Origin of the sequence: Kitasatospora sp. NPDC093550 (genome assembly GCF_044764985.1) — a bacterium.
In the GTDB taxonomy this organism is placed as follows: domain Bacteria; phylum Actinomycetota; class Actinomycetes; order Streptomycetales; family Streptomycetaceae; genus Kitasatospora.
In genome coordinates this window covers 16,921-41,990 of the sequence record NZ_JBIWJF010000007.1, presented here as the reverse complement: position 1 = coordinate 41,990, position 25,070 = coordinate 16,921, and the positions used below count along the sequence as shown (strand labels likewise).

The 25,070-nt window shown below is 74.4% G+C and carries 22 protein-coding genes and 2 pseudogenes; 11 read left to right on the top strand and 13 right to left on the bottom strand.

Translation table 11 applies throughout. The features are described 5' to 3' along the window. Window positions 1–20: 20 nt before the first annotated feature. The 3 genes from ACIRD3_RS12970 to ACIRD3_RS12960 form a co-directional block, all read right to left on the bottom strand. Window positions 21–422, bottom strand: a complete 402-nt coding sequence (locus ACIRD3_RS12970; RefSeq protein ID WP_402214826.1) for a DUF2267 domain-containing protein — start codon at window positions 420–422, stop codon at window positions 21–23. Between the two features lie 58 nt (window positions 423–480). Further along, window positions 481–885, bottom strand: coding sequence for a DUF2267 domain-containing protein (locus ACIRD3_RS12965; RefSeq protein WP_402214824.1), 405 nt, complete (start codon window positions 883–885; stop codon window positions 481–483). Between the two features lie 329 nt (window positions 886–1,214). Then, window positions 1,215–1,649, bottom strand: coding sequence for an Hsp20/alpha crystallin family protein (locus tag ACIRD3_RS12960; RefSeq protein ID WP_402214822.1), 435 nt, complete (start codon window positions 1,647–1,649; stop codon window positions 1,215–1,217). Between the two features lie 109 nt (window positions 1,650–1,758). Here ACIRD3_RS12960 and ACIRD3_RS12955 point away from each other — a divergent pair, with 109 nt between their 5' ends. The 3 genes from ACIRD3_RS12955 (at window position 1,759) to ACIRD3_RS12945 (ending at window position 3,703) form a co-directional block, all read left to right on the top strand. Then, the gene (locus ACIRD3_RS12955) at window positions 1,759–2,457 is read left to right on the top strand and encodes a hypothetical protein (RefSeq protein WP_402214820.1); all 699 of its coding nucleotides are present in this window, start codon (window positions 1,759–1,761) and stop codon (window positions 2,455–2,457) included. Then, complete coding sequence (locus tag ACIRD3_RS12950; protein ID WP_402214818.1) at window positions 2,432–2,764, top strand: hypothetical protein; 333 nt, start codon at window positions 2,432–2,434, stop codon at window positions 2,762–2,764. The genes ACIRD3_RS12955 and ACIRD3_RS12950 overlap by 26 nt, the downstream gene beginning before the upstream one ends. 357 nt (window positions 2,765–3,121) lie before the next feature. Continuing rightward, on the top strand, window positions 3,122–3,703 hold the full coding sequence (locus ACIRD3_RS12945) for a suppressor of fused domain protein (RefSeq protein WP_402214817.1): 582 nt from the start codon (window positions 3,122–3,124) through the stop codon (window positions 3,701–3,703). 77 nt (window positions 3,704–3,780) lie between these two features. Here the strand turns inward: ACIRD3_RS12945 and ACIRD3_RS12940 are convergent, their stop codons facing one another. The 3 genes from ACIRD3_RS12940 to ACIRD3_RS12930 form a co-directional block, all read right to left on the bottom strand. Then, window positions 3,781–5,856, bottom strand: coding sequence for a HEAT repeat domain-containing protein (locus tag ACIRD3_RS12940; RefSeq protein WP_402214815.1), 2,076 nt, complete (start codon window positions 5,854–5,856; stop codon window positions 3,781–3,783). A 36-nt stretch (window positions 5,857–5,892) separates the two neighbouring features. Further along, window positions 5,893–7,236 carry an MFS transporter gene (locus ACIRD3_RS12935; RefSeq protein ID WP_402214813.1) on the bottom strand — a complete coding sequence of 448 codons (1,344 nt, stop codon included), beginning with the start codon at window positions 7,234–7,236 and terminating at the stop codon, window positions 5,893–5,895. A 110-nt stretch (window positions 7,237–7,346) separates the two neighbouring features. Further along, the gene (locus ACIRD3_RS12930; protein ID WP_402214811.1) at window positions 7,347–7,940 is read right to left on the bottom strand and encodes a helix-turn-helix domain-containing protein; all 594 of its coding nucleotides are present in this window, start codon (window positions 7,938–7,940) and stop codon (window positions 7,347–7,349) included. Between the two features lie 75 nt (window positions 7,941–8,015). Here ACIRD3_RS12930 and ACIRD3_RS12925 point away from each other — a divergent pair. From ACIRD3_RS12925 to ACIRD3_RS12915, 3 genes and pseudogenes are all read left to right on the top strand, one after another. Next, window positions 8,016–8,903, top strand: a pseudogene (locus tag ACIRD3_RS12925) (serine/threonine-protein kinase); the annotation flags it as partial. 384 nt (window positions 8,904–9,287) lie between these two features. Then, window positions 9,288–10,103: pseudogene (locus ACIRD3_RS12920) on the top strand (PP2C family protein-serine/threonine phosphatase); the annotation flags it as partial. Window positions 10,104–10,358: 255 nt separating this feature from the next. Continuing rightward, window positions 10,359–11,414: a serine/threonine dehydratase gene (locus tag ACIRD3_RS12915; RefSeq protein WP_402214810.1), complete on the top strand. Its 1,056-nt coding sequence runs from the start codon at window positions 10,359–10,361 to the stop codon at window positions 11,412–11,414. Window positions 11,415–11,548: 134 nt separating this feature from the next. On the opposite strand, the gene ACIRD3_RS12910 is transcribed toward ACIRD3_RS12915, so the two are convergent. From ACIRD3_RS12910 to ACIRD3_RS12900, 3 genes are read right to left on the bottom strand one after another with little or no spacing between them, the layout of a single operon-like run. After that, the gene (locus tag ACIRD3_RS12910; RefSeq protein WP_402214808.1) at window positions 11,549–12,412 is read right to left on the bottom strand and encodes a class I SAM-dependent methyltransferase; all 864 of its coding nucleotides are present in this window, start codon (window positions 12,410–12,412) and stop codon (window positions 11,549–11,551) included. Beyond that, window positions 12,409–13,650 carry a hypothetical protein gene (locus ACIRD3_RS12905; RefSeq protein ID WP_402214806.1) on the bottom strand — a complete coding sequence of 414 codons (1,242 nt, stop codon included), beginning with the start codon at window positions 13,648–13,650 and terminating at the stop codon, window positions 12,409–12,411. The genes ACIRD3_RS12910 and ACIRD3_RS12905 overlap by 4 nt, the downstream gene beginning before the upstream one ends. Beyond that, window positions 13,638–14,498, bottom strand: a complete 861-nt coding sequence (locus ACIRD3_RS12900; protein ID WP_402214804.1) for an alpha/beta fold hydrolase — start codon at window positions 14,496–14,498, stop codon at window positions 13,638–13,640. The genes ACIRD3_RS12905 and ACIRD3_RS12900 overlap by 13 nt, the downstream gene beginning before the upstream one ends. A 718-nt stretch (window positions 14,499–15,216) precedes the next feature. Here ACIRD3_RS12900 and ACIRD3_RS12895 point away from each other — a divergent pair. From ACIRD3_RS12895 to ACIRD3_RS12885, 3 genes are read left to right on the top strand one after another with little or no spacing between them, the layout of a single operon-like run. Next, a complete protein-coding gene (locus ACIRD3_RS12895) occupies window positions 15,217–15,531 on the top strand; it encodes a hypothetical protein (protein ID WP_402214802.1) in 315 nt (104 codons plus the stop codon). After that, window positions 15,414–16,214: a DUF6338 family protein gene (locus ACIRD3_RS12890; protein ID WP_402214800.1), complete on the top strand. Its 801-nt coding sequence runs from the start codon at window positions 15,414–15,416 to the stop codon at window positions 16,212–16,214. The genes ACIRD3_RS12895 and ACIRD3_RS12890 overlap by 118 nt, the downstream gene beginning before the upstream one ends. Window positions 16,215–16,219: 5 nt before the next feature. Further along, complete coding sequence (locus ACIRD3_RS12885) at window positions 16,220–16,963, top strand: hypothetical protein (RefSeq protein WP_402214798.1); 744 nt, start codon at window positions 16,220–16,222, stop codon at window positions 16,961–16,963. 128 nt (window positions 16,964–17,091) lie between these two features. Here the strand turns inward: ACIRD3_RS12885 and ACIRD3_RS12880 are convergent, their stop codons facing one another. From ACIRD3_RS12880 to ACIRD3_RS12870, 3 genes are all read right to left on the bottom strand, one after another. Further along, window positions 17,092–17,883, bottom strand: a complete 792-nt coding sequence (locus ACIRD3_RS12880; protein ID WP_402214796.1) for an isoprenyl transferase — start codon at window positions 17,881–17,883, stop codon at window positions 17,092–17,094. Between the two features lie 200 nt (window positions 17,884–18,083). Further along, the gene (locus tag ACIRD3_RS12875) at window positions 18,084–20,981 is read right to left on the bottom strand and encodes an RNA repair domain-containing protein (protein WP_402214795.1); all 2,898 of its coding nucleotides are present in this window, start codon (window positions 20,979–20,981) and stop codon (window positions 18,084–18,086) included. After that, window positions 20,981–22,741: an RNA ligase family protein gene (locus tag ACIRD3_RS12870; protein ID WP_402214793.1), complete on the bottom strand. Its 1,761-nt coding sequence runs from the start codon at window positions 22,739–22,741 to the stop codon at window positions 20,981–20,983. The genes ACIRD3_RS12875 and ACIRD3_RS12870 overlap by 1 nt, the downstream gene beginning before the upstream one ends. A 302-nt stretch (window positions 22,742–23,043) precedes the next feature. On the opposite strand from ACIRD3_RS12870, the gene ACIRD3_RS12865 reads away from it, so the two are divergent. Both ACIRD3_RS12865 and ACIRD3_RS12860 read left to right on the top strand, forming a co-directional pair. Beyond that, window positions 23,044–23,829, top strand: coding sequence for a class I SAM-dependent methyltransferase (locus tag ACIRD3_RS12865; RefSeq protein ID WP_402214791.1), 786 nt, complete (start codon window positions 23,044–23,046; stop codon window positions 23,827–23,829). 45 nt (window positions 23,830–23,874) lie between these two features. Next, window positions 23,875–24,339 (top strand): phage tail protein, encoded by a 465-nt coding sequence (locus ACIRD3_RS12860; RefSeq protein ID WP_402214789.1) that lies wholly within the window; start codon window positions 23,875–23,877, stop codon window positions 24,337–24,339. 64 nt (window positions 24,340–24,403) lie between these two features. On the opposite strand, the gene ACIRD3_RS12855 is transcribed toward ACIRD3_RS12860, so the two are convergent. Beyond that, entirely contained in the window at window positions 24,404–24,973 is a 570-nt protein-coding gene (locus ACIRD3_RS12855; RefSeq protein WP_402214787.1) for a helix-turn-helix domain-containing protein, read from the bottom strand. Window positions 24,974–25,070 lie beyond the last annotated feature (97 nt).

The window sequence follows — 25,070 nt, the reverse complement described above, 5'->3', positions numbered from 1 at the left end:
GGCGGGTCGGACCCGCTGCGTCAGGCGACGGCGGCCAGGTCCGCGCGGCCGAACAGCAGGGCGTAGCCGCGGGGCAGGTGGGCGAGGAGGCGGTCGGTGAGGTCGTGGTCGTCGGTGAGGGTGGTGAGGGCGGCCAGGACGGAGGAGGCGTCCCAGCGGGCGGCGGTCAGGCTGGTGCCCAGCGTGTGGGCGAGGCCTTCGACGAAGGCCGGGGCGGTGACGGGACGGGGCAGGGGGATCTGGGCGGCGAAGACGGTGCGGGCCCGTCCGGGCAGGACGGCGGCGAGGTCGCAGCGTTCGTCGCCGGTGAGCTGGGAGCCGAGGAGGGTCAGAACGGCGTCGAGGACCCGTTCGGCTTCCTCGTCGGTGGGGTAGCGGCCGAGGTTGCGGACCTGCTGGAGGAGGTGGCGGTAGCGGGTCATGACCGTGAGGCCTTCCGGGGACTGGCCGCCGGCGGGACGGCGGCGGTGCGGGGGGTGGTCAGGGTCGTTCGCCCGCGCTCGGGCGGCCGAAGAGGAGGTCGTAGCCGGGCGGCAGCTGCAGCAGGACGCGCTGGGTGAGGTCGTCGCCGGCGGCGTCGGCCACCGTGGACAGGACGGCCCCGATGTCCCACAGGGCCGTGGTTTCGGTGGCGCCCTCGATCCAGGCCGCGGTCGCGCGCACGAAGCGTTCCTGGCTGAGCGGCTCGGCGGCCTGCAAGGGGTTGAGCAGGATCAGGGCCATGGTCTCCGGCAGGCGGGCGGCCAGTTCCGCGCGCACGTCGCCGACCAGGTGGGCGCCGAGCAGGGCCAGGACGACCCGGGCGGCCCGTTCGGCCTCCTGCGGGGTGTCGTACTCACCGCGTTCCTGGACCTCGTCCAGGAACGCCTCCCATCGAAGAGTCACCGCGGATCTCCCTCCGTCTCAGCCGTCTCGGCCGGCGCGACTGGTGTGACTGGTGCGACTCGTGCCCGGGCGGGGCTTGACGGCCGGGCGTCGGAGCGGGCCGGTGGGCTTCAGCAGGCGGACGCCGGTGGCCGGACGACACCGCCCGACGACGCAGCGGCCGGCGCCACGCAGGACCGGGACGCCTGTCGGCCGCCTGCCGCTGCGGTAGGCCTGGGTGTGGGCCCGGACGAGGGCGCCCGGGCCCACGCGGTAGGGGGTGTTCCGCGCCGCCCCTTCGACCGAGGGGGGAGAGATCAGGGGAGGCGCGGAACGGCATCGAGGGCCGGTCAGGCCTGGATCTGCTTGCGGTCGCCGTTGTGGCTGATCGCGACCTTGCGGGGCTTGGCCTTCTCGGCGACCGGGATCTTCAGGGTCAGCACGCCGGCGTCGTAGTCGGCGGTGATCCCGGCGGGGTCGAGGGTGTCGGAGAGCATGACCTGGCGGGAGAACACGCCGAGCGGGCGCTCGGACAGCTCCCACTTCACGCCCTCGCCCTCCTGGCGGGGCCGGCGCTCGGCCTTGACGGTCACCATGTTCCGCTCGACGTCGATGTCGATCGCGTCCGGGTCCACGCCGGGCAGGTCGAAGCAGATGACGTACTCGTCGCCGGTCCGGTAGGCGTCCAGCGGCATCGGTGCCGGACGCGACCAGGTTCCCGTGCTGCCCAGGAACTGCTGGGTCAGACGGTCCAGCTCGCGGAACGGGTCAGTGCGCAGCAGCATCGCGAAACACCTCCACTGATCGATTGGGTGCCAGTGCGCTTCACCTGACACCTTTGTAGCGCGTCATCCATCCGATGACAAGCCGTGCTGTCGCCGCTAGAGTGACTGCATGAGTGAGAAGTCCCGCAGAGCCGCCACCGACCCCTCCCGACCGGTCGAGCCGGTCGAGCCCGCCTCGTTCCTGGCGGCCGCGGCGGCACTGTCCGCCATCGACGACGCCGTCCGTGCCGCCCGCAACCCCGCGTCCCAGCCCTCGACCGCCCCCGATGCGCAGGACGGCCCCGAGCAGGCCCTGGCCGCCCTGGTGCTGCTGCGCGAGCTGCGCGCCGAGCTCGCCGGCTGGGAAGCCGGCCTGGTCGAGACCGCCCGCGCCGCCGGCGCCACCTGGGCCGACCTGGCCCGTCCCATGGGCGTCGCCAGTCGCCAGGCCGCCGAGAACCGCTACCTGCGCCTCAAGCCCGCGGCCGGCGGCACGAGGCGGGCCGCTACCGGCGCCGAACGCGTCAAGGCCGTCCGCGACCGCCGCGCCGCCGACCGAACGATCACCGCCTGGGCCCGCGACAACGCCGCCGAGCTACGCGTCCTGGCCGCCCAGATCACCGTGACCGCCCTCGACCCCGGCGCCCGCCCCGCCCAGGCCGCCCTGACCGCCGCCCTCGGCACCACCGACCCGGCCGACCTCATAGCGCCCCTCGTGGCCGTCCGCCCTCACCTCGGCGCCGGCCAGGAAGAGCTCGCCTCCCGCCTCGACGCCCTCACGCACCACACCACCCGGCTCCGCGATGACAGCGACCGACGCCGCGCCTGACCTGGTAGCCGCCGCCGAAAGGCGCTGGCAGGACCTCCTGGACCGGATCCACGACCTCGAAGCACGCGTGACCGCCACCACGAGCGCCGTCGACGCCGCCCTCGACGCCCACCTCGCCCGGCTCGACGTCCTGCGCCGGCACCTCGCCCGGCCCACCTGGCTGCTCCCCGCCCCCGACCCTTCGACCACACCCATCCAGCCACGTCAGGACAGGGCCACCCCGGGCGGAGGCCGTCTCCTCTCCCCGTCTCCCCGTGCAGAAATGCGACTGACAACCGCCGCTGACTCCGGAACCATCGGGCCGTGACCACAGAACCGCACCGGTTGTCCCTCCGCATCGTCGTGCCACCGCCCGGAACCAGGGCCGGCGCGGAATGCCGACCGATCGTCGACGGACGAGACGTCCTGGCGGCCGTGTTCGACGAGGGCTCGGCAGAGGACCCTCGCGACCTCTTGGGACCGAACGCGCCGCTGCTTGCGACCGGCGTCCCCCGGGAGGTCCGGCTGGCCGGGGCCGGGTGCACCGAAGGATGGGCCCGGCGCTCCTCTCGTACGGAGCGGTCCACACGAATCCCGGCTTGCCGCTGACGCCGGCGTCACGGGACGCGGCCCTCGAGCTGCTCGGAGTCCTTGTCCTGTCGGGCTGCGTGAGATCATCGCCGACATGTTCGAAGCCACGCGCAGGGAGCAGGCCACTGCGGCTGTCGAGTCGCACGTCCGCAACTTCTTCGCCGGTCACGAGATCCAGGCTCATGACTACGATCTCGGGCCTGGCCGACGGGAGGCCGTTCCGGGTCTCCGCATAGTCGCGACCAGCCCGGGGCCGCGCGGCAACCTCTGGACGTACGTCACCGCCGGCTGCTGGTCCACAGCAGAGAAGCACGGCCACGGACTGGAGTTCGCGCTGACCGCTCCAGCGGGCGACGAGAGCTTCGTCGACCTCCTCGCGAAGATCGCGTACTACCACGCCGGGCACCATCTCGACCTTGAACACAGCATGCCGATCGGTGAGCCGTGGATCCCCGGCTCCTCCTGCGACCACCTGCTGGTCAGCCTGCCTTACCTCCACGGGCCGGACCTCGAGAACTGCCCCTTGCCGAACGGCCACGCGCGCATCCTCTGGACTCTTCCCGTGACGGCGAACGAGATCGCCTTCCGCCGCGAACACGGCCACGAAGCGCTGGAGCAGCTCTTCGACGAACACGAGATCGACCCCGTGGATCCCAAGCGTCCTTCCGTGGTCTGACCGCTCCTCGGCGACGGCGGCGAGCCGGCAGCGGCGTGAGGGGCGGGCCTCACCGTGCCGTTGAGTGCGACCCGGCCCTACGGCGCGATGGTGCCGGTGGCCTCGCACAGTTCGGCGACGGCGGTGCGGATGGCCTCGTCGTCCGCGAAGGCGCGCCAGCCGCCGGCGGTGCTGAGGCGATGGTCGCGGGTCAGGGCCTCGGCCAGCTCGGTGGCGGCCGGGTGGGCGGGGGCACCGATGCGGGTGAGGTGGCGGACGGCTTGGAGCATCACCGGGTAGTAGGTGCCGGTGGTGAGGCTCCGGCAGGCGGCGAGCAGGGCGGGCACGGCGGTGTCGCTGTCGCCGGTGGCGGCCCACAGGGCGTGGGCGGCCTCGACGCTCGTCCAGTCCGGCCGGCCGGCTGCCAGGACGCGGAGACGGTCCGCGTACGGGGCGGCGTGCGGGCCGAGGTCGGCGAGCTTGCGCAGGGCGTGGTTGGCGAAGCCGCCCTCGACGGCGGCCGGACCGAGGACGGCGAGCGCGGGCCCGGGCGCGCTGCCCAGCTGCCAGTGGGCCCAGGCGGCGAGCTGGGCGTCCGGGCCGGTGGTGGCGGCGGTGGCGCGGGTGAGCAGGAGGTCCCGGGTGGCCTCGTCCACCGGTGGCCGGAGGGTGGCCAGGGCGGTGGCGGCCGGTGCCCAGGTCGCGTCCTCCGTGAGCAGGTCGAGCAGCTCCGGCGCGGCGGGTGCGGCGGCCGGACCCCAGGCGGCGAGGACCTCGCAGAGCGGGCGGGCCAGCCGGGGGTCCGGGCGGCGCAGGTGTGCCCGGATGGCGGGCAGGAGTCGGTCCGCGTAGGGGCGGAGCGGCATCAGCAGCTCGTGGACGCCGGGGAGGTACGGGTGGTGGTGGGTGCCGAGCCGGGAGTGGTGCGCGGAGGACGTGCCGAAGGCGCCGCTGCCGCCGGCCTCGGCGAGCAGGGCGGTGACGGCGGGCAGGCAGCGCGGGTCGCCGATCCGGGCGAGGGCCCACACGGCCGCGTCGCGGACGGTCTCGGCCCGGGCCGTACGGCCGTTCCGGGTGGCGGTGTCGTCGAGCAGCGCGGCCACCGGGTCGGCGTGCTCGATCGCGGCGGTGCCGAGGCAGGCCATCAACTCGGCTGCGCGGAAACGGACTTCGGCGTTCGAATCGTCGAGGCGCGCCGAGATGGCGGGCAGGACGGCCGGCGCCGGGGAGCGCCACTGGGCGAGCAGCCCGCCGGCCTGGGCCAGCGCGCCGGTGCGGTGCTCGGGGTCGGGGTGGTCGGCGAGCAGGCCGAGGACGTAGGCGGGGGAGGGGCCGGGGTAGAGGTCGGCCGTCCAGCCCTGCATGCCGAGGACGCCGCAGTCCGCCGTGCTGGTCTGGCGCCAGAGCTCGACACCCGGGTCGCGGACGGCGGCCACGGCCAGAGCGAGATGCCGGGCGGGGAGTTCGGGGTCGGCCGGGGCGAGCGCGTGGAGGGCGGCGAGCCGGAGCTGGGGGTCGGGCCGGTCGAGCAGGCCGCGCACCGAGTCCAGGGCCTGGGCGGAGAGTTCGCCGGCCGGATGCTGGTGGGAGGCCGGCTGCCCGTGGGCGGCGCGGCCGAGGGCGATCACCAGGTCGAGGCGGGTGGCGGGATCCTCCTCCGCGTCCCAGCGCGCCAGGAGCGCCGGTAGCGTCGAGCCCCCGGCGCTGCCGCAGCCGCCGACCAGATCCGCGGCGGCCCGGCGGACCTCGGGCGCCGGATCGGCCAGCAGGAGCAGGACCCCGGGCAGCGCCCGCTCCCATGCCGGTCCCCAGCCCGCGTCCACCTGCTGCTCGGGGAGGATCGCGGCCTCGCCGCTCAGCCTGATCAGCAGCTCCAGCAACTCCAGCCGGGTCGGCAGGTGCGACGGCGAGGCGGCCAGCCGGACCACGTACGGCAGCACGGCCGACGCCGCGGCACAGACCCAACCGCCCTGGTGGAACAGGAGGTTGTCCAAGTCAGCCGCGGCGTCCCAGGAGTCGTGGGGGTCCGGGCCGGCGCAACGCCGCAGCAGCGCGGGCACGTCCGCCGCCGACCCGTAGTTGTGCCGCAGCGCAGCCCAGTCGATCGCGTCCAGTCCGTCGGTGAGTCTGTCCGCCGGCTCGTCCGTCAGTCCGTCCGTCACTCTGTCCCCCATGGGCCAGGACCTTAGCGCGCTCGCCCTGTCGGATCATCAGGCTTTCGCGGCCGTGGCGGAGGCCGCAGCTGCGGCCACCGCCCGCCGCCGGGGAAGTTCGGCGCGCCGGACGGCGGTGGAGGTCAGGGCGGCGGCCGCGCCCAGACCGGAGAGCGCGCCGCAGCCGAGGAAGACCGGGGCCGCACCCCAGGCGCCGATCGCGGCGCCGACCACCGGGTAACTGAGCGGGGCGAGCCCGAGCATGGCGAGCATCACCACGGAGGTGACCCGGCCGAGGTAGCCGGGATCCGTCGCCGTCTGGATGAGCGCGTGGGTCAGGCTGCCGGAGGTGCCGGCGGCCAGCCCGACCAGGGCGGCCAGTGCGGCGGCCGTCCACAGGCCCGGGACCAGGCCCATCGCCGCCGCACCCGCGCTGGCCACGAGCAGGGTGCCCGCCGTGGTCAGGCCGGCCCGGGGCAGCCGGCCGAGGACGGTGAGCAGCGCGGCGCCGGCGGTGGCTCCGATGCCGAAGCAGCTGACGATCCAGCCGTAGCCGGACGGGCCCCAGCCGCGTTCGGCGTTGAGGAGGACCATGCCGACGTTGAGGGTGCCGGCCAGGCCGAGCTCGCAGACGGCGCCGATGGCGACCAGCGGTCCGATCAGGCGGTGGCGGCGGAGGTAGCGCAGGCCGTCGAGCAGGTCCGCGCGTGCGCTGCCGCCCCGGGGCGAAGTGCCCTCCGACGGCGCGTCGGCGGGCTCGACGGGTTCGACGGGCGCGACGGGCTCGGCGGGCCGTATCCGGAGCGTCAGCAGGAGCGGCAGGGAGAGTGCGAACAGCAACCCGGCGACGCCGAACGCGGCGGCCGGGCCGCCCAGGCCCATCGCCAGGCCGCCGATCGGCGGGCCCGCGATCTGGCCGAACCGCATCGACAGCGCGCGCATGCCGGTCACCCGGGCGAGCTGGTCCGGGCCGGTGATCCGGGGCGGCAGGGCGCCGACGGCGGGGACGAACAGCGCGTCCACGGCACCGAAGACCAGCGCCACCGCGACCAGCGGCCACAGGGCGGGTGCGGTCAGGGCCATGCCGGCCGCCACCGCGAGGATGAGCGCGCAGCGCACGGCGTCGCTGCCGAGGATCACCCGCCGGGGGTCCAGCCGGTCCGCCAGCACGCCGCCGCCCAGCATCAGCGCCGCGCGCGGCAGCGCCCCGGCGGCCATGACCAGGCCGACCTCGGCCGGGCCGGCCGCCCGCTGGGCCGACCAGCCGAGCGCGACGAAGTAGACACCGTCGCCGACCAGCGAGGCGGTGGAGGCGGCGAGCCAGCGCAGCACGTTCCCGTCGCGGTGCGCGGGCGGCGCGGCGGCGCCGGGCGGGGGGAGGAGGGTGTCCGTGACGGTCATGGGGGTGCTCCGATTCGCTGCGGTGGGGCCGGCGCGGGGGCTGAGCGGGGGTGCGGCGCTCTCCGGCGGTGCTCTCAGCGGCGCCGCGGACGGCGCCGCGGACGGCGCTCTCAGGGGCGGAACGGGAACCCGTACAGGTGGACGGACACGTGCTCGCGGTTCTCGGTGTCACCGGCCGCCCTGGCGGCCTTGCCGCGCTCCCGCCAGCGCCGCGACAGCTGCTGCAACTCCTCGCCGAGTTCGGCGAGTTCGGCCGGGTTGAGGTCGAGCAGCCACTCGGCACTGAAGGCCGCGTCGGTCCACTCCCGGCCCCAGGCGGCGGTCTGGTCCAGGTAGGCGCGGTACTGGGCGGCACGGGAGTCGACCATCCCGCGGGTGACCGCACCCACGGCGGCTGCCCCCTCGGGAGTGCCCGCGAGGTCGGACTCGCGGAAGCCCCACCCCTCCTCGGAGGCGACCTGCCACCACCGCTCCCGCCCGTCACTGCTCCGGCCGCTCGCCTCGACCGCGAAGTCGTGCTCGGCCAGCTTGCGCAGGTGGTAGCTGACCAACGAGGGCGCCTCGCCGACCTGCTCGGCGAGCTGCGAGGCCGTGGCACTGCCCGCCGCGTACAGCAGCCGGTAGAGCTGCATCCGCAGCGGGTTGGTGAACGCCTTGAGGCGGGACAGATCGGTGATCCGGTCGGGCACGGGCTTCTGCGGCATGGGCCCACCGTAGATCCGAAGGGAAAGTTGCGCAATAAAAATTTCAGATCTCGCGCGGCAGTCGGGCGACCGCGGGTGGGACGAGGACACCCACAGGCGGCGCCCGGCGTCGGCGTACCGCACAGCACCACAGCACTGGAAGAATCACCTCCACGGCTGAGGCCGAGATGTCCAGGGGAGGCACGAGTGGAAGCACTGCACGACGGTGACCCGGACAAGGTGGGTCCCTACGTCCTCACGGCCCGCCTGGGCGGCGGGGGCATGGGCCGGGTATTCCTCGGGCGCACGCCGGGCGGCAGGCCGGTCGCGGTCAAGATGATCCGCTCAGACCTGGCACGGGATCCTGAGTTCCGGCGCCGCTTCGCCCACGAGGTTCGCGCGGCTCGCCAGGTGGGTGGTTTCTACACCGCCCAGGTCGTCGACGCGGACCCCGACGCGACCCCACCCTGGATGGCCACCGCGTACGTCGACGGGCCCTCCTTGGCCCAGGCCATCGAGGGGCACGGACCACTGCGAGAGGACGGGCTTCGGCTCCTGGGCGCCGGCCTCGCCGAGGGACTGACCGCGATCCACCGCTGCGGCCTGGTCCATCGCGACCTCAAGCCGGGCAACGTGATCGTCGCCGACGATGGCCCCCGCCTCATCGACTTCGGTATCGCACGCACCCTGGACGCCACCACCAGCGCCACGGTGATCGGAACTCCCGGCTTCATGTCCCCTGAACAGGTACGCGGCCAGAGAGTCGGCCCCGCGAGCGACGTGTTCTGCCTGGGTGCTCTCCTCGCCTACGCGGCCACCGGATCCGGTCCCTTCGGTCACGGGCGCCCCGACGTCGTCCTCTACCGGATCGTCCACGAGCAGCCAAGGCTCACCGGCCTCGACGACCTGTCACCTGAGCTCACCGCCCTGATTTCCGCCTGCCTCGCCAAGGAGCACGCCGCCCGGCCCTCCCTCGCCGCGGTCCTCGACCGACTGGCCGCCCCCGGCATTCCCCTCGGCACCCCCCACCACGGGCTGGCGCTCAGCGACCACGGCCTGGTCCCCGCCGACCCGCGCATCCGGGCCGACCGCCGCCTGGTGCTCGCCTATCTGCACGGCAGGATGACCTACGAGGAACAGCCGTGGATGTTCGACGAGGACGTCCTCATGTTCGCCGTGGACCGGCTGAAGCGCAGCGACCGCCGATGGATCTTCGCCCAGACCGCCGCACCGGTCTGGCCCCAGGACCTCAAAGCCTCCCTCGTGACGCTGCTGGGCGACCACCCCGCGACCGTTCAGACCGGCCACCACTACACACCTCCGAGTCGGTCGGGGCGAGGAGCCGAGGCGACCACCCTCCGCGCAGGTGTGCCACCCCAGGCCGCCTCCCGCCAGAGGGGTCTCGTCCTGCGCTTCGCCGCCGGCTCCCACAAGGGACTGATCCGGGAGGCGAACGAGGACTCCGGCTACGCCGGGCCGCGGCTGCTGGCCGTGGCCGACGGCATGGGCGGAGCCGCGGCCGGCGAGGTCGCGTCCTCCGAGGTGCTCGGCTCGATCATCCGGCTGGACGAGGACGTGCCGGGCGGCGACCTGCTGACCCTGCTCGACGACGCCGTCCAGGGCGCCGACGACCGGCTCCGGCAGATGGTCGAGGCCGACCCCCAACTGGAGGGCATGCGCTGCACGCTGACCGCCATGCTCTGGACCGGTCAGCGGATGGGCCTGGTGCACGTCGGGGACTCCCGCGCCTACCTGCTGCGCGACGGCGTGCTGAGCCGGATCACCCAGGACCACACCTGGGTGCAGCGCCTGGTCGACGAGGGCCGGATCACCGCCGCTGAAGCCGAGACCCACCCCCAGCGCCTGCTGCTGCTGCGCGCCCTGGACGGGCGCGGCCGGGTCGAGCCGGACCTGTCGATCCGCGAGGTCCGGGCCGGCGACCGCTACCTGATCTGCTCCGACGGCCTCTCCGGCCCGGTCAGCCACCAGACCCTCCAGGACACCCTCGGCAGCTACTACTCGCCCGAGCACACCGTGCAGGAGCTCATCGAGCTCGCGCTGCGCGGCGGCGGTCCGGACAACATCACCTGCATCGTGGCCGACGTCATCGACGTCGGCGCCACCGACACCATGAGCCGCCAGCTCAACGACGTCCCGGTGGTGGTCGGCGCCGTCTTCGACCACCCGCCAAGGCTCTGACCATGCCGGTCAAGGTTCGGCGAGACGAACCGGCAGTGGTCAGTCCTCGGTGAGACGCCGCAGGTTCCACGGAGACGGGTCGACTCCGCAGCCCGGCGACGGCCTGCCGGGCAACCGGCGAACTTCCGCGGGTGCGTGGAACCCCCTGGCCGCCGGAGCGCGTTCGCGTTCATCCTCGGCCTGACCACGGCCGGCCGGCGCGTCGGCTGGTCGGGACCACCTCATCACAGGAGCGACGACGTGCACCAGCTCACGTACGGCGACATCAAGGCCGCCACCGACCGCATCGCCGGACGCGTCCGCCCCGTCGCCCTGGCCCAGGTCGACCCGGGCGCGATCCGCACCGCCCACCGCGAACTCCTGGGCGAGAGGTCCGAGCAGCCCTGCGAGGTGTGGCTGGCCCTGGAGTTCATGCAGCACACCGGCTCGTTCAAGGCCCGCGGCGCGCAGAACTTCCTCCAGGCCCACCGCGAAGCCGGCACGTTGCCGGATTCCGGGGTGACCATCGCCTCGGGCGGCAATGCCGGGCTGGCGTGCGCCTGGGCGGCCCGGCAGCAGGACGTGCGCGCGACCGTGTTCCTCCCGGAGACCGCTCCGGCGGTGAAGGTGGCCAGATTGCGCGGCTACGGCGCCGAGGTCCGGCTGGTCGGCGCGGAGTACGCCGAGGCGCTGGCGGCCTGCGAGGAGTTCGCCGCCGCCACCGGCGCCCTGGCCTCGCACGCCTACGACCACCCGCTGATCGCCGCCGGCGCCGGCACCCTGCTGGAGGAGATCCACGCCCGGGTCCCCGGTCTGGACACCGTCGTGGTCGCGGTCGGCGGCGGCGGTCTGTTCGCCGGCGTCGCCACCGCCGCCCGGCACCACGGCATCCGCACGGTAGCGGTCGAGCCGGAGAACTGCCGCGCGCTCAATGCCGCGACCGAGGCCGGCCACCTGGTCGACGTCACGGTGGACTCCGTCGCCGCCGACTCCCTCGGCGCCCGCCGTGCCTCCGCCCTGGCCCTCGCCGCCGCCCAGCGGGGCGGCGTGCAGTCCGTGCTGGTGCCGGACGGCGAGATCGTCCGGGCCAGGCAGGCACTGTGGGATCACCGCAGGGTGGCCGTCGAGCACGCCGCCGCCACAGCCCTGGCGGCCCTGACCGGCCCCGACCGGCACGGGCCCGACCGCGACCTGCCGAGCCGTCCCGCCGCCACGAGCCGCAGCTACCGGCCGGCGGGCGGCGAGAAGATCGCCGTTGTCCTGTGCGGGGCCAACACCGACCCGTCCGACCTCGCACCCCGGACAGCCGAGCACTGACCGGCGGCCCGGAAGGGGGTAGCCGTGCGGACACCCGCCCGGCTGCCCCTTCGTCATCCCGGGCAAGCGGCGTGCTCGCCGCCGCAGGGGCCGTGCGGCGGGGTGCGGCCCGGGGGTGCGGCTCGGGGAGGTCGTCACACCCGGTAGAGGTGGAACCGCGCGTTCATGCCCCGCGGTCGGACGGGGCGCGGGCAGACGGTGCGCAGCAGGGTGGCGCCGCGGAGGGCGGCGGCGAGGGTGTCGTGGGCGATCAGGTCGCTGGTCTTCAGGACCACCACGCACGGGTGGTCGCCGCGGGAGCGGCGGATGTCGTCGAGGATGTCCGGGACCGGGGGAGTGGTGCGGGTGAGGTCGAGGCCGGTGGCGGTGAATCCGGCGTCCCAGGGCGGCTCCACCAGGTAGACGTCCTGCCGGCTCCGCCCGTGCGGGGCGGTGGATGTGGTCAGGAGTTCGCGGTAGTCGGCGTGGCGAAGCCGGACCGGCGAGCCGATCAGCGCGAGGTTGTGCCGGGTGAAGTCGTGGACGAGGGGGTCGAGTTCGGTGGCGTGGACCCGGTGGCCGAAGCGCGGGCCGAGGGCGCGGCCGAGTTGGTGGCCGAGGTTGCCCGAGCCGCAGAACAGGTCGGCGATCAGGGGGCGGTGGCCGGTGGCGGGCCGGTCGGTCCGGGCGTCGGTCAGGCCGTCCGTCCGGGCGTCGGTCCCGATTTCGGCCAGGACCTCGGTCAGGGCGGTGGCGACCAGCGCGGGGTGGGGGTCCTTGACGCATTCCAGTGCGGTGCGGCCGAGCAGGCGGATCCCGCGGTCCACCATACGGGGCGCGGGGACGTCGTAGAGCGAGAGGCCGTCGGGGCTGCCGGAGAGGATCCGGCCGACCTCGCACAGCTGGTCGGAGGTGAGCGGCTGGTTGCGCAGCGGCCCGAGCAGGCGCGTGCGCAGGTCGAAGTAGGCGACGAGGTCGGGCGTGGGGTCGGGTGCGGGGTCGGGTGCGGGGTCGGTCACCGCAGGACCTCGGCGAGGACCTCGGAGAGCGGCGGGCCGTCCAGGGCGGTACGCAACTCGTCGACGGCATAGAGGTGTTGGGTGGGACTGAGGTCCAGGTACTGCTCGATGCGCTCGTTGAGACGGCGTCGGAAGCGGGAGTAGTGGGTGTCGTCGCGGCGGATCCGTCCGGCCATCTCGACGAGGGCTGCGGTGCCCGTGAAGTCGTCGTCCGGGACGGGGTGGTCGGGCAGCAGGTCGGTGAGGCTGAGGGCGGTCTTGCCGAACAGGGTCTGGCCGAGGCGGCGGACGGTGAACAGGTGGGCGTAGTGCTGTTCGGGCAGGCAGAGCGGGAGCCGGCCGAGCGCGAGCGCCTCGTGGAGGGCGGTCAGGCCGGGCGTCATCAGGTGGTGCGGGGTCACGGCGACGTGCTGGAGCAGTTCGCGCTGCGGAACCAGCCGGCAGTCGGCCTGCCGTCCGGCCAGCTCGACGGTACGGGCCCGGTGGCCGCCGAAGGGCCCGCCGCAGACGAGGACCTTGTGGAACCGGGGCCAGTCGCGCAGCAGGTCCGGCAGCCAGCGCTCGATCAGCAGCAGGTAGTCGTTGTGGGCGTCGAAGTCGAGCAGGAAGTTGCGGAACCCCCCGAGGTTGACCAGGAGGTCGTACGCGGCCGGACTCCGCGAGGGCTCCGTACGGCCGGTCGCCCGCAGCCCGTCGTGGTCGATCAGCGCGCCGCTCGTCCGCGGCACCCGGCCGATCCCGAGGGCGGCGAACTCGGCGATCCGCTGCCGGACGCCGGGGAAGTTCTGCACCACGCTGTGGGTGGCCAACAGGTGCGCGGCGAGCACGCGTTCGTGCGGCGAGAGTTCGGCGAGGTGGCGGTCGGCGGCCGCGAAGCCGGTGCGCGGCAGGCTGGCGCACAGCCGACGGATGTCGGCGAGCGGCCGGTCCGTGCGCCAGAAGCTGAACAGGCTGTCCACGAGGATCACCGGCCGGTCCGCCAGAGCCGCGCGCAGCACCAGGTCGGCGTCCATGACGGACACCACGCGGTCGCAGTCGCGCAGCAGGTGGTGCAGTTCGCGCCGCGCCGGGGGTGGGACGCGGAGCTCGTCGAAGGCGTCCGGATTGCGCAGCGCGAACTCGGCCGCCACGCCGTCGCCGACGAAGGTCCGGTGGTGGTCGGGCAGCGCCCGGGAGACCGCCACCAGTTCGGCGGCCGGCCCGAAGCCGCAGTTCTGCGCCCCCATCACGAGTCGCACGGCGCCGCCTCCGTTTCCGCGTCCACTTCCGCGTCCGCTTCCGCCGTTGCGGGGAGCTCGGCCAGCAGGGCGTTCACCTGGTGGGCGAACGCCACCGGGTGCTTGGCGTAGCCGGCGTGGCCGCCGGGGAAGAGCACGAGGTCACGCCCGAGGGCGGCGGCCAGCGCCGCCACCGGTCGCTGGATCAGGTAGCCGCTCGACTCCACGCCGCCGGCCGGCACGATCCGGCCGGCCAGCCGGGTCAGCGCGGCCAGGTCCGGCAGGAAGCCGGTCGTCGGGCGCATCACGTGGGCGAGGAAGAACGCGTTGTTGTCCCGTACTTCGGGCAGGGCGGGTGCGGGCCGCCCGCCGAAGGCGTCCGCCAGGCTCCGCATCGCCGCCGTGACCCCCTCGCGGAGGTAGGTCCGGTGCACGTCCTCGAAGAAGGCGAGTTGCGCATCGGCGTCCGGCAACAGGCGCATCGACGGCGGCTCGTGGGCGACCACCACGTCCACCCGGTCCGGGTGCTGCCGCAGCAGTTCGAGCGCCACCAGCGCGCCGGCGCAGCTGCCGAAGACGCGGACCGGCTCACCGGGCGCGGCGTACCGGTCGAGCAGGCGCAGCGCGTCCCGGGCCTGCACCTCGACGAGCTGGTCGACCGCCGGACCGTCCAGCGGGCTGCGGGAGATGCCGCGCGGGTCGTAACTGACGACGCGGTAGCGCGCGGCCAACTGCCCGGCGAGCGCCTCGAACACGGCCGCGTCCGACGCCCCGCCGGGCACCATCAGCAGCAGCGGCCCGGCGCCGCGGACCTCCACGTACAGCCGCGCACCGGGCACGTCCACGGTGCCGCTCTCCAGCACAGCCATCACCCGCTCCAGGAGGGTCGCGATTTCGGAGGGTCACCGAGATGATACTCTCCGCAGCCGACTCCGTGGCGGGCCGGGTGCGCGCACCCGCTGCTCGGAACCTGACCCTCCAGCGGCGGTACGGGCCGCCGGCCGGCGGGACGAGGAGCCGCGGCGGACGGGGGCGCCGACGGATGGACATCGCGCCGAGTGTCGACGGGTGCGGGTGGTGGTCGGCGGCGGTGCGGGCGGCGCGCAGACGGATGTCGCGCCGCGGGCCCGGGCCGGTGCGACGCTCGGCGAAGCGGCTGCCGGACCTGCGGGACCGCAGGAGGTCAGGCCGCCGACGTGGCCGCGCTACTTACCCCTGTTGGTGTGATCGGCGCGGCTCGATGCCTGAGGGAAGGCGTGTCGGAAGGACGTAGGCCACCCTCCCGACCGTAACTAGATCATATGCCTGGCTGGAAACTGTCCCTCTCTACGGCTGCCGCCGGCCTGGTGCTGGCCGGCTCGGCCGTGGGTCCGCCTTCGGCCGGTTCGGTCGCCGGGCTCTCCGACGGACCGGGGGCGGGCGGACTGGCCACTTCGGCAGCTTCTGGAGCACCTGCGTGCGTAGTCGGCGTTCCGGGGCCTGGTGTTCCTGCGCCCGGTGTTCCTACGCCCGGTGCTCCCGGGCCTGGGGGTTCCGGGCCCGGCGCTCCTGCGCCTGGGGTGCCCGGGACTGAGGCGCCTGGGGCCGGTGCTCCTGGGCCCGGTGCTCCTGGGCCCGGTCTTCCTGGGCCCGGTGTTCCGACGGCCGGTGTTCCTGCTCCTGGTGTGCCTGGGCCTGGTGTTCCCGGGCCGGGGGCTCCTGCGCCTGGGGTGCCTGGGCCCGGTGTCGCCGGGCCTGGCGTTCCTGCGCCTGGTGTTCCCGGGCCTGGTGGTCCTGCGCCCGGGGTGCCCGCGCCCGGTGCTCCCGCGCCCGGGGAGCCTGCGGGCGGAGCGAGGGTACCTGGTGCCCCTGCGGGTGGGGGTGCGGCTGCTGGTGGTGCCGGTGCTGTCGGTGTTCCCGTAGCCGGTGCGCCGGGAGCTGGTGGGGGTGTCACTGCTGTGGGCGGACCTGCAGCTGGCGCGTCGGGCTCTGGAGCTGCCGGTGCCGGCGTCGGTGGTGCGGTTGCCGCCGGGGGACCTGGGGGTGGAGGCGCGCCCGCGGCCGGCGGGTCTGCGGTTGGTGCTCCCGGTGCCGCAGGCGGTGCTGCGGCTGGTGCCGCTGCCGCCGGGGCACCCGCAGCCGGTGCTTCGGGAACCGGCGCCGGTGCCCTGGCGGCCGGTGCGCCATCCGTCGGAGTTCCCGCAGCCGGGGGATCCGCCGGAGTACCCGCCGTCGGGGGGCCTACCGGTGCAGCGAGAGTGCCCGGAGCGGGCTCACCCGGTACCGGGGTGGTCGGGAACGGGCGAAACCCCGGGAAGACCTCGCCGAGCGCCTCGCCCAGCGCTTCGCCGAGCGCCTCCGGTACTGCGTCGCCGACGCCGTCCGCCTCCCCCGGAGTGCATGCCGGGGGAGGGCAGGGGCAGCCGTCACCCCTCCTGCGCTCCGGACCCTTCGACCACGGCATCGCCCCGCTGCCGCGCAGCGCCGTCGTCCTGTTCTTCCTGTTCCTGTTCGTTCCCGCGATCGCCGCCGCGGCCATCGCGTGGCGTCGCCGCCGTAGGCGCCGCCCGACCGACCGAAGCGCGAGGGGCCCGTGGGACACGTAGTCGGAGTGCTCGCCATCGTCGCCGGATTCGTCGTCATCGCCGGGGGCGGCGTCCTGCTCAACGCCCGCAGGGCCAGGCGGTCGGCGCCGGCCGGAGAAGCGCGCGACGACACCGCCGAGTACCTGACGATGATGGTCGGCGTCCTGTACGCCCTGGTGCTGGGCGTCGCGCTGGTCTGGGTGTGGGAGGCCAAGGACGACGCCTACACGAACATCAGCGCCGAGGCGGGCGCGCTGCACCAGACGTATCTGCTCGCCGACGGGCTGCCGCCGACCGCCGCTCAGCAGGTCCATCAGGCCGCGGACGCCTACGCCACTTACGTCCGGACCGAGGAATGGCCCCTGATGGAGCAGAACAAGCCGCTGGGCACGCAGGGCTGGACCCTCCTGCACAACGTGCAGAACGCATGGACGTCCTTCGAGCCCACCACCAACGCGCAACAGCTGGTGGGCCAGCTGGCGTTCGGGCAGATCTCGGTCGCCTACCAGGCGCGCCACGGCCGTGAGGTGGCCGGGGGCCGGGGCATGTCGGGCGTGATGTGGTTCGGCCTGCTCGCCGGTGGTGCGCTCACCCTGGGCCTGATGTTCCTCTTCGGGGTCGAGCGCACCGGCACGCATCTGGTGCTGGCCCTGGGCTTCACCAGTCTCATCGCCTTCATGCTCGTCCTCATCTACGCCTTGAACTCGCCCTTCGGAGGCCCGCTCGGCTTGAATCCGGCGTCCTTCGCCGACGTGGGTGTCGGCGGCTGAAACGGGCGGCGCTCGCTGCGGGTGACCTCGCGGGTGACCTCGCCGCTGACCTCGCTGGCGACCTCGAAGTCGTGGACATGGATCCCGAACGGCATGGGGCCTGGTCGGTCACCGGCCCGGCGCCGGGGCTACTTGCCGTACCGGCGGTCGCGCTCCGCGAACGCGCGCAGGGCCCGGAGGAAGTCGACGCGGCGGAAGGCGGGCCAGTTCACGTCCACGAAGTAGAACTCGGAGTACGCCGACTGCCAGAGCAGGAACCCGGACAGGCGCTGCTCGCCGCTGGTGCGGATGACCAGATCGGTGGCGTCGGCGCCGGCCGGTGAGTAGAGGTTGGCGCTGATGTCGTCGGCGTCGAGGGTGTCGCCGAACGCGGCCGGGTCTCCGCCGTCCTCGACGTGGCGGCGGAAGGCGGCCTTCACGGCGTCCACGATCTCGCGGCGCCCGCCGTACCCGACGGCGACGTCGACCAGCAGGCCGTGCCGGTCGGCGGTCGCGGACGCGGCCTCCTTCAGGGCGCGTGCGTGGTCGCCGGGCAGGAGGTCGAGGGAGCCGATGACCTGGACCCGCCACGGCTTGCCGGGCTGCGCGAGTCCGGTCACGGTGTCCTGGATGATGCCCAGCAGCGGGACGAGCTCGTGCTCCGGCCGGCCGGACAGGTTGTCGTCGCTGAGCATGAAGAGGCTGACGTGGCCCACGCCCGCCTCACCGCACCACCGGAGGAACTCCTCGACCTTGGCGCCGCCCACGCGGTAGCCCTCGGCGACGTCGTGGCCGTGCCCGTTCGCCCGCGCCCAGCGGCGGTTGCCGTCCAGCATGATGCCGACGTGTTGGGGCCTGGGCAGGCCCTCCAGGCCTTTCAGGACACGCCGCTCGTAGACCGGCATCGCGGCGTTGCGCGCCCACAGGGGTAGAAGTGGCATGGCTCCTCCAAGGGCGAACCCGGATCAACTGGCCCATGACGCTACCAGCCGGATCTCGAACTTCCGCACCCGAAGCGAGAATTCACGGTGCTCACCTGCGAACCGTTGAACGTGCACCGCGCTGGACGACATCGCGTGATGCGGCCTGCGATGGTGCGGGAGCGCGCGCACGGTGATGCGCGGGCCGTGCGTTCAAGGGGTCAGCGGATGAGGGTGGGGACGGTGCCGCCGTCGGTGTGGTGGATGTGGACGCCCGGGAGGTGGCGGGACCAGGTGGTGGCGATGGGGGTGAGCTGGTGGGCGGTGAGGGGGGTGGGACCGAGGCCGATGGGGTGGTGGGTGAGGCCGTCCGGGGTCCGGTACGGGTGGGGCCAGGCGTGGAGGTGGGTGGCGCCGGCTTCCTCCAGGGCGGCGAGGAGGGTGCGCAGGCGGCCCCGGACCAGGCCGAGGGACTCGTCGCCGGTGGTGACCACGGCCCAGGCGGCGTGGCGGCGGTGGAGCGGGGGTGCGGCGAGCAGGGCGGGCCAGGGGTCGTCGAGTTCGGCGGTGAGTTCCCAGGCGCGGTAGAGCTCTTCGGTGAGCAGGTCGAGGGTGTCGGCGCTGACCTGGGCGGTGCAGCTGCGGACGGGGGAGGAGGGGGTGAGGATGGTGATCGGTGAATGACTGGCCGTCAGATCACCGGTGAGGGAGACGGGTTGGCGCCAGTCCCGGCTCGCCCAGGTTTCGGTGAAGCGCGGGAACAGGTCGTCGACGTCCGTGCCGTCGTCGTCCAGGACGGTGCGTGCGGCGAGCACCGACCAGGCGAGGGAGGGGAGTTGGCCGAAGGGGGCCGAGTCCAGGCCTCTGGCCCGGGCCCAGGCCTTGACCTGGCGGGCCAGGCGGACGAAGCGGTCGTGGCGGTCGCCGAGCGCCGTCAGGATCGCCTCGGCGTCCGTGACGGCGCTCAGGGCGACGGCCTCCGCCGCGCCCAGCTCGGCGCGGCGGGCGACGGCTTGGGCCGGGTCGAGGGAGCCGGTGAAGACGACCGCGAGGTCGACGGAGAGCCCGTCCGCCTCCATGCGGAGTCCGGGGACGCGGGCACCGCGCACCTCGCGCAGGTGTCGGGCGTCGGGGAGTGCGGCGGCGATCCGGGTCCGGAGGGCGGCCAGGTCGGCCGGGCCGGGCAGGGCCGCGACCAGGTCCAGGTCGGCGCCGTCCAGCTGGCAGCCGAGCCGGCGTGAGCCGACGACGTGGACGGCGCCCTCCGATAGCGTCGCGGTGATGCGGTCAGCCAAGTGGCGCGCCACAGCCGTGCGTTCGGCCGACTCGGGCCGCAGTGAGGCGGCCGGTTCCTCGGGCAGCGGGCGCACCTCGCCGGTGCCCAGCGAGATCACCGCGCGCGGCCGCATCGGTTCGGTGCCCCGGCGGGAGAGCACCACCAGCTCGCCGACCCGGGCCGTGGTTCCGGTGAGCCGGGCCGCGCACTCGGCGGCGACCCGCTGCGGGTCGGTGCTGCGCCCGAGGGTGAGGTGCGGGGTGAAGCCCTCGGCCCGGCCGCGGCAGCGCGGGAAGCGGCGTTCCAGGGCGTGGCGGAGCGCCGCCCAGGGTTCGGCGGAGGCGGCGGCCGGGTCCAGCCAGACGGTGGCGTCCTCGCGGTGACCGAAGGTGTGCACGCCGTCCAGCCGTGCCGTGAACGGGGCGACTTCGGCGGCGGCCGCGCCGAGCAGCGGCAGGGCGCGGTCGAACTCGGCCTCCGGGACGAAGCCGAACAGCAGGTTGACGTGCGGGGGCCAGCGGCGCAGTTGCGGGTCGTGCGCGGCGCGGAGTCGCTGGATCGGCGGCCACAGCTCCTCGGGCGGCAGCCAGGCGACGGCGGTGCGGGCGGTGGGTGCGGCGTCGAGGAAGTCGGAGGCGTCGCCGGTGGCCGAGCCCGCCGTCGGGTTGGTGCCGTCGAGGGTGAGGTCCACGGCCACGCCGTAGTGGTCGGAGGGGTGCAGCCCGTCAGGGGTGGGGCGGTCGCCGAGCAGGGCGGCGGCGGTGATCCGGGTGGTGTCGGCGCGGTGCAGGACGCGGTCGAGGCGGCCCGGGCGGCCGGTGAGCGAGGAGACGGCGGCGAGCGGGTTGGCGGTGGGGTCGAAGGTGGGGGTGTGGTCGGCGGGGCCGTGCAGTTGCGTCCAGGCGTCGCGCAGGCCGAGCGCGGCGGCGGGGCCGTCGGTGCCGGAGCGGGAGTCGTTGAAGTCGCCGAGCAGTAGCAGTTCGCCCTCGACGCCGGCCAATCCCTCGGCCAGTCGGCCGAGTTCGGCTGCGCGGCGGGCCTCCCCGTTCGGAGAGTGGTCGCTGCTGAGGTGGACGCAGGCCACGGTGAGCGGCTCGCTGCCGGTTGCCACGGTGATAGCGGTGACGGCCTTGTGCGGGCCGAGCTCGTGCCGGCCGGCCTCCAGCACCGGCAGCCGGCTGAGCAGCAGCAGGCCGTGCTCGTCGACCTCGCGTCCGAGTGGGTCGGCGTTGAGGGTGTACCCGGCGCGGACCCAGGGTGCGGCCAGCAGCAGGGTGACCAGGGCGGGCTCGACCTCCTGGAGGGCGATGACGTCGGCGTCGGCGGCCTCCAGCGCGGCGAGGAGCAGCGGGCGGCGGCGGACGGTGGCGATCCGGTGGGCGTCGTAGCGGTCCCACAGGGTGTTCCAGGTGACCACGCGCAGGCTGGTGCGGACCGCGCTCGGGGCGGTCTCCGGCGTCGTGGCGCGCCAGCCGCCGTTCGACTCCGACTCTGACACCGGCCGGCGATCGCGATCGCGCTCACGGCCGGGGCCGGTGCCGGGCTGCCAGCGGTACGGTGTCGTCGCCGTGAAGAACGGCGAGCGCAGCCGGCGCGGTTCGGTGCGGCGCCCGGCTTCGGTGGTGTCGAGCACGTCGGTGCCGGAGGCGCGGTCCCAGACCACGACGCCGTCGGCCTCGACCCAGTGCACCCGGTGCCACGGGATGTCGCCGGAGGCGGCGAAGGCCTCCAGCGGGACCCGCTTGGTGCGGTCGTCGCGCTGGCGCACGCCCAGGGTGAACCGGGCCGGGTCGAAGCGGGCGTCCCAGCGGATGCGCTGGCAGATCTGTTCGATGGGACGCATCAGTCCTCCTCGGCGTCGAGCGTGCCCGCCGTGTCTTCCACGGTGCCACCGGCGCCGACGTACCAGGTGCGGTGCGCCTGGCCGGGGTAGGGCGGGCTGAAGCGGTACAGCTGCGCGGTGAGCACCTCGGCCGGCACCGGGTGCGGGCGTACGGCGTTGCGGCGCAGCAGTTCGTCCTCGCCGACCACCAGCACCACCTGGGTGATCAGGGCGTCGCGGCGCTGCGCGACGGCGTGGACGTGGGAGCGCTGCTGCCGGTTGAGGGAGGTGGCGTCCCAGACCGTCGTGCTCCCGCTGCCGCCGTCGGCGGAGGCGGGCCCCGGGGCGGCGAGGGCGGCGTCCAGCCGGACCAGGCCCTCGCGGAGCACCTCGGCGTTGTCGCGCTGGTCGGCCCGGGAGCCCCGGGCGGCGCGCAGGTCGTCCAGGCTGATCCGGGCGGTGGCGCCGGTGAGCCCGGCGGCGAAGCTGCTCTTGCCGCTGCCGGACGGGCCGCACAGGTGGACCAGTCGGGGGAAGCGGCCGTCCCGCCAGCGCCAGGCGGCCGCGACCGCCTCCTCGGCGGTGGAGAGCCGGCCGAGCGCGTACGCCTCGCGGGCCTGCGCCCAGCAGCGGTCGGCGGCGTCCCGGTCGAGGTCGGCGAGCGCCTCGCGCAGGCCGGTGCGCAACCGGGCGAGCGGCGCCTGCGGGGAGTCGTCGAGCAGCCCGGCGTCCTCGGCGTGCAGCGCGGACCAGGCGACCTGTTCGCGCTCCGGCTGCCCGGGGGCGGCGGTCGCGGCGACGGCGTGCAGCACCCCGAGGTCGGCGGCGCAGGAGAGCCGGGCCAGTCCGGCGCGGCGCTCCTCGTCCGGGTACGGCTGGTGCAGCCCGGGGTGCAGCCCGACCAGGTCGGCGACCCGGCGGGCCAGCGGCAGGCCGAGCGGCCCGGCCAGCCGGGGGGCGAGTGACGGGCGGCGCTCGCCGCGCAGCGCGGTGGCGAGCACGCCGGCCAGCCGGGCGTCCCCGCCGCGGCCGAGCTCGTCCAGCCGGGCCGACACCTCCGCCAACTCCTCCGGTGAGCAGGCGAGTTCGGACATTCCCAAGGCGGCGGCCAGCGAAGGGACTTCGGGCAGCGCGCCGGACCGTACGGACCAGAGCGCGGCGCTCGGGCCGAGCCCGTTCTCCACCACCGCGGCGTGCATCCAGTGGGTGTCGGTGCGTACGTGGTGCGGGCGGACCCACTTGGCGACCCGCTCGCCGAACTCCTCACGGGCGAAGCCGCGGACGGTCCGCACGACGTAGCCCTCCTGCCGGTCCAGGTCCAACCTCAGGGCGCGCAGGGCCCGTTCGTCGTAGCGGCCGCGCCACAGCACCCGGGGCGCCGGGATACCGAGGCGGCGCAGGAAGCGGACGGTGTCGTCCCAGTCGAGGCACTGGTCGCGGTCCGTCCAGACCGAGAAGCCGTAGAACCAGCTCTCCAGGTCGTCGTAGGGGATCGAGTGCCGGGCGAACAGGTTCTCGCCGCAGATCCGCCAGCCGTCCGGGATCCGCGCGCCGATCCGGCCCTGCAGGCCCTTCACCCAGGCGCGGGAGGGGTGGTGGGCCGAGTCCAGCGAGCGGGCGTGCAGGCCGTCGGAGTAGAGGGTGGTGTTCTCGCCGTCGAGCTTCTCGGTGACGACGACCTCCGCGCCGGCCAGTGCGGTGAGGTCCCCGGTCCGTACGTCGTCCGCGGACGCCCCGGGGGACCAGGGCAGATGCGGGGTCCGGGGGTAGTGCACGCGCATGTCCGGGCTCCTGTGAACGGTGGTGATCCGCCGGACACTGTAGGAGCCGCCGTTCGGCCGGGGCCACCGATTATGCGGGGGAGGGCGCGGCCGGTGCGAGGGGGACGCGCTGCGCCGCCGCCGCGGCCGCGACGTGCGGCGATGCCGCCGGCGACCGGCCCGGGCGACACGCGGGCAGGAACGTCCCTGCACCCGGACGGCGGTACGCCGGGGTGCAATGGCCGGGGGTCGTCGGAGAAGGTCGACGTCGCAGAAGGTCGTCGTCGGAGAAGGTCGTCAGGGAACGAGAGGGAGGCCGCACGGTGGAGACCAGGACGAGGGACGCGGACCCGGTCCGCGTGCTGGACGTGGCGAGCGCCGACTACCGCCGGGTGTTCGAGCTGTTCCTGGCCGGGACGGACGAGAAGCCCGTCACCCACGCCCGGCTGAGCGACCTCGTCGCCGCCCTGCCGCACCGCCGGGTCCTGCTCGACCTCGGCGCCGGCGACGGCCGCACCACCGCCTACCTGGCCCGGCACTTCGACCGCACGGTGGCCGTCGAGCCCAGCGAGGCGATGCGCGAGAAGCTCCGCGTGACCTGCCCCGAGGCGCTGGTCCTCCCGGACCGGCTCGACGAGGCCCGGCCGCCCGAGCCGGCCGACCTCGTCCACCTCTCGCACGTGCTCTACTACGTGCCCGAGCCGGACTGGCCCGCCACCGTCAGCCGCGCCCTGGAGTGGACGGCTCCCGGCGGCACCCTCCTGGTCGTCCTGCAGAACCCGGAGAGCCCCTGCATGCGGATGGCCGCCCACTTCACCGGCGTCCGCTACGACCTCGGGCCGCTCGCCGACCGCCTGCGCGAACAGCACCCGGCGGACGACTTCGCCCTCGAATCCCTCGACCTGCACTACCGCACGCCCCACCTCGCCGAGGCCGTGGACGTCGCCGAGTTCATGGTCAACGTCGCCGACCTCGCCGCTGTCGACCCCCGCCCCAGCCGCGCCGAGCTGACCGCCTACGTGCAGGACCACTTCACCCGCCCCGACGGCGGCTACGCCATCGGCCACACCCAGGACATGCTGATCGTCCGTCGCGCCCCGGCCGTCTGACCCGCCGGGGGCGACGGGGCCGACGTCCATGAGGAGGGACCCGCCATGACGTACACCGTGGACTTCACCACCGTCTCGACCGTCGGTCTGGAGTCGTCGCCGGTCGCGGAGGCGCTCGCCGGTCTGCGGGCCAACGAGGCCCGCTACTTCCGGAACAAGTACGACCACGTCTTCACGGTGGATCCCGCGGAGGACGCCGCGGAGGTCATCGCGTGGGTCCACCGCATCCTCCGGGAGGAACGCGAGATCGTCATCGCCTCCCGACCGTTGGAGGCCACGGCCTTCGAGGTCGAGGGCATCCGCATGGCGTACGTGTTCTACGAGAGCGGCCTGTCGGTCAACGTGATGTACACCGTCGAGGACGGCGGGAAGCGGGCGGTCGGGTTCAAGCTGTCCGACGGGATGGAGGTCCCGGAGGAGCTGGCCTCGCGGTTCAAGTTCGCGCGGCAGAAGTCGAAGCTGGCCGGCACGATCCGCGGCTCGTACTTCGTCGTCAAGAACGAGTACTGACGCACGGCACGCCGGGAACGAGTACTGACGCACGGCACGCCTCTTCCGGCGCCTCCGCGCAGGGTCAGGGAGTGGCGATGACGAGGAGGGTGCGGGCCGGGTCGGGGCCGGCCAGGCGGCAGCGGTGGGGGACGTCGCCGCGGTGGTGGGCGCTCTGGCCGGCGCGGAGCGGGAGCGGTTCCTCGCCCTCGATCTCCAGCACGACCTCTCCCTCCAGCACGTAGAGGAAGTCCTCCCCGGGGTGCTCGAACCAGCCGCGCTCGCCCCGCCCGGGCTCGAAGTGGTGCTCGTAGGCCTCCATCAGGCTGCTGCTCCCGCCGGGGATGAGCACGCGGGCGATCTGGCCGGCGCCCTCGCTGACCCGGATCACCTGCGGGTCGCTCTCGTGGCTGACGGTGCCGGGGCGCGCGGGCGGGCGCAGGAAGGCCCCCGGCGGGACGTCCAGGGCCTCGGCGATCCGGTAGATCGAGGTGAGGCTCGGGGTGGTGAGCCCGCGCTCCAGCTGGCTGAGGAACGGCTGGGAGAGACCGGAGCGGGCGGCGAGTTCGGCCATCGGCACGCCGCGCTCCTTGCGGCGGCTGCGGACCAGTCGGCCCACGGCCAGCGCCTCGGGGGAGGGTTCGAGTCGGGACACGCTGGTGAACGTACCCCATCGCCCTTGAGCGGGTCGCGGCGGCGGAAACGTTTCGCACGGCTGCAACGTGCCGTTGATAAGTGGGGTCAATTATTGA

Bases quoted from the DNA above. Each gene is read 5' to 3' on its own strand.
- ACIRD3_RS12970 (WP_402214826.1), bottom strand. From the start codon at position 422: ATGACCCGCTACCGCCACCTCCTCCAGCAGGTCCGCAACCTCGGCCGC.
- ACIRD3_RS12960 (WP_402214822.1), bottom strand. From the start codon at position 1,649: ATGCTGCTGCGCACTGACCCGTTCCGCGAGCTGGACCGTCTGACCCAG.
- ACIRD3_RS12955 (WP_402214820.1), top strand. From the start codon at position 1,759: ATGAGTGAGAAGTCCCGCAGAGCCGCCACCGACCCCTCCCGACCGGTC.
- ACIRD3_RS12950 (WP_402214818.1), top strand. From the start codon at position 2,432: ATGACAGCGACCGACGCCGCGCCTGACCTGGTAGCCGCCGCCGAAAGG.
- ACIRD3_RS12945 (WP_402214817.1), top strand. From the start codon at position 3,122: ATGTTCGAAGCCACGCGCAGGGAGCAGGCCACTGCGGCTGTCGAGTCG.
- ACIRD3_RS12940 (WP_402214815.1), bottom strand. From the start codon at position 5,856: ATGGGGGACAGAGTGACGGACGGACTGACGGACGAGCCGGCGGACAGA.
- ACIRD3_RS12935 (WP_402214813.1), bottom strand. From the start codon at position 7,236: ATGACCGTCACGGACACCCTCCTCCCCCCGCCCGGCGCCGCCGCGCCG.
- ACIRD3_RS12930 (WP_402214811.1), bottom strand. From the start codon at position 7,940: ATGCCGCAGAAGCCCGTGCCCGACCGGATCACCGATCTGTCCCGCCTC.
- ACIRD3_RS12900 (WP_402214804.1), bottom strand. From the start codon at position 14,498: ATGGCTGTGCTGGAGAGCGGCACCGTGGACGTGCCCGGTGCGCGGCTG.
- ACIRD3_RS12880 (WP_402214796.1), bottom strand. From the start codon at position 17,883: ATGCCACTTCTACCCCTGTGGGCGCGCAACGCCGCGATGCCGGTCTAC.
- ACIRD3_RS12875 (WP_402214795.1), bottom strand. From the start codon at position 20,981: ATGCGTCCCATCGAACAGATCTGCCAGCGCATCCGCTGGGACGCCCGC.
- ACIRD3_RS12870 (WP_402214793.1), bottom strand. From the start codon at position 22,741: ATGCGCGTGCACTACCCCCGGACCCCGCATCTGCCCTGGTCCCCCGGG.
- ACIRD3_RS12860 (WP_402214789.1), top strand. From the start codon at position 23,875: ATGACGTACACCGTGGACTTCACCACCGTCTCGACCGTCGGTCTGGAG.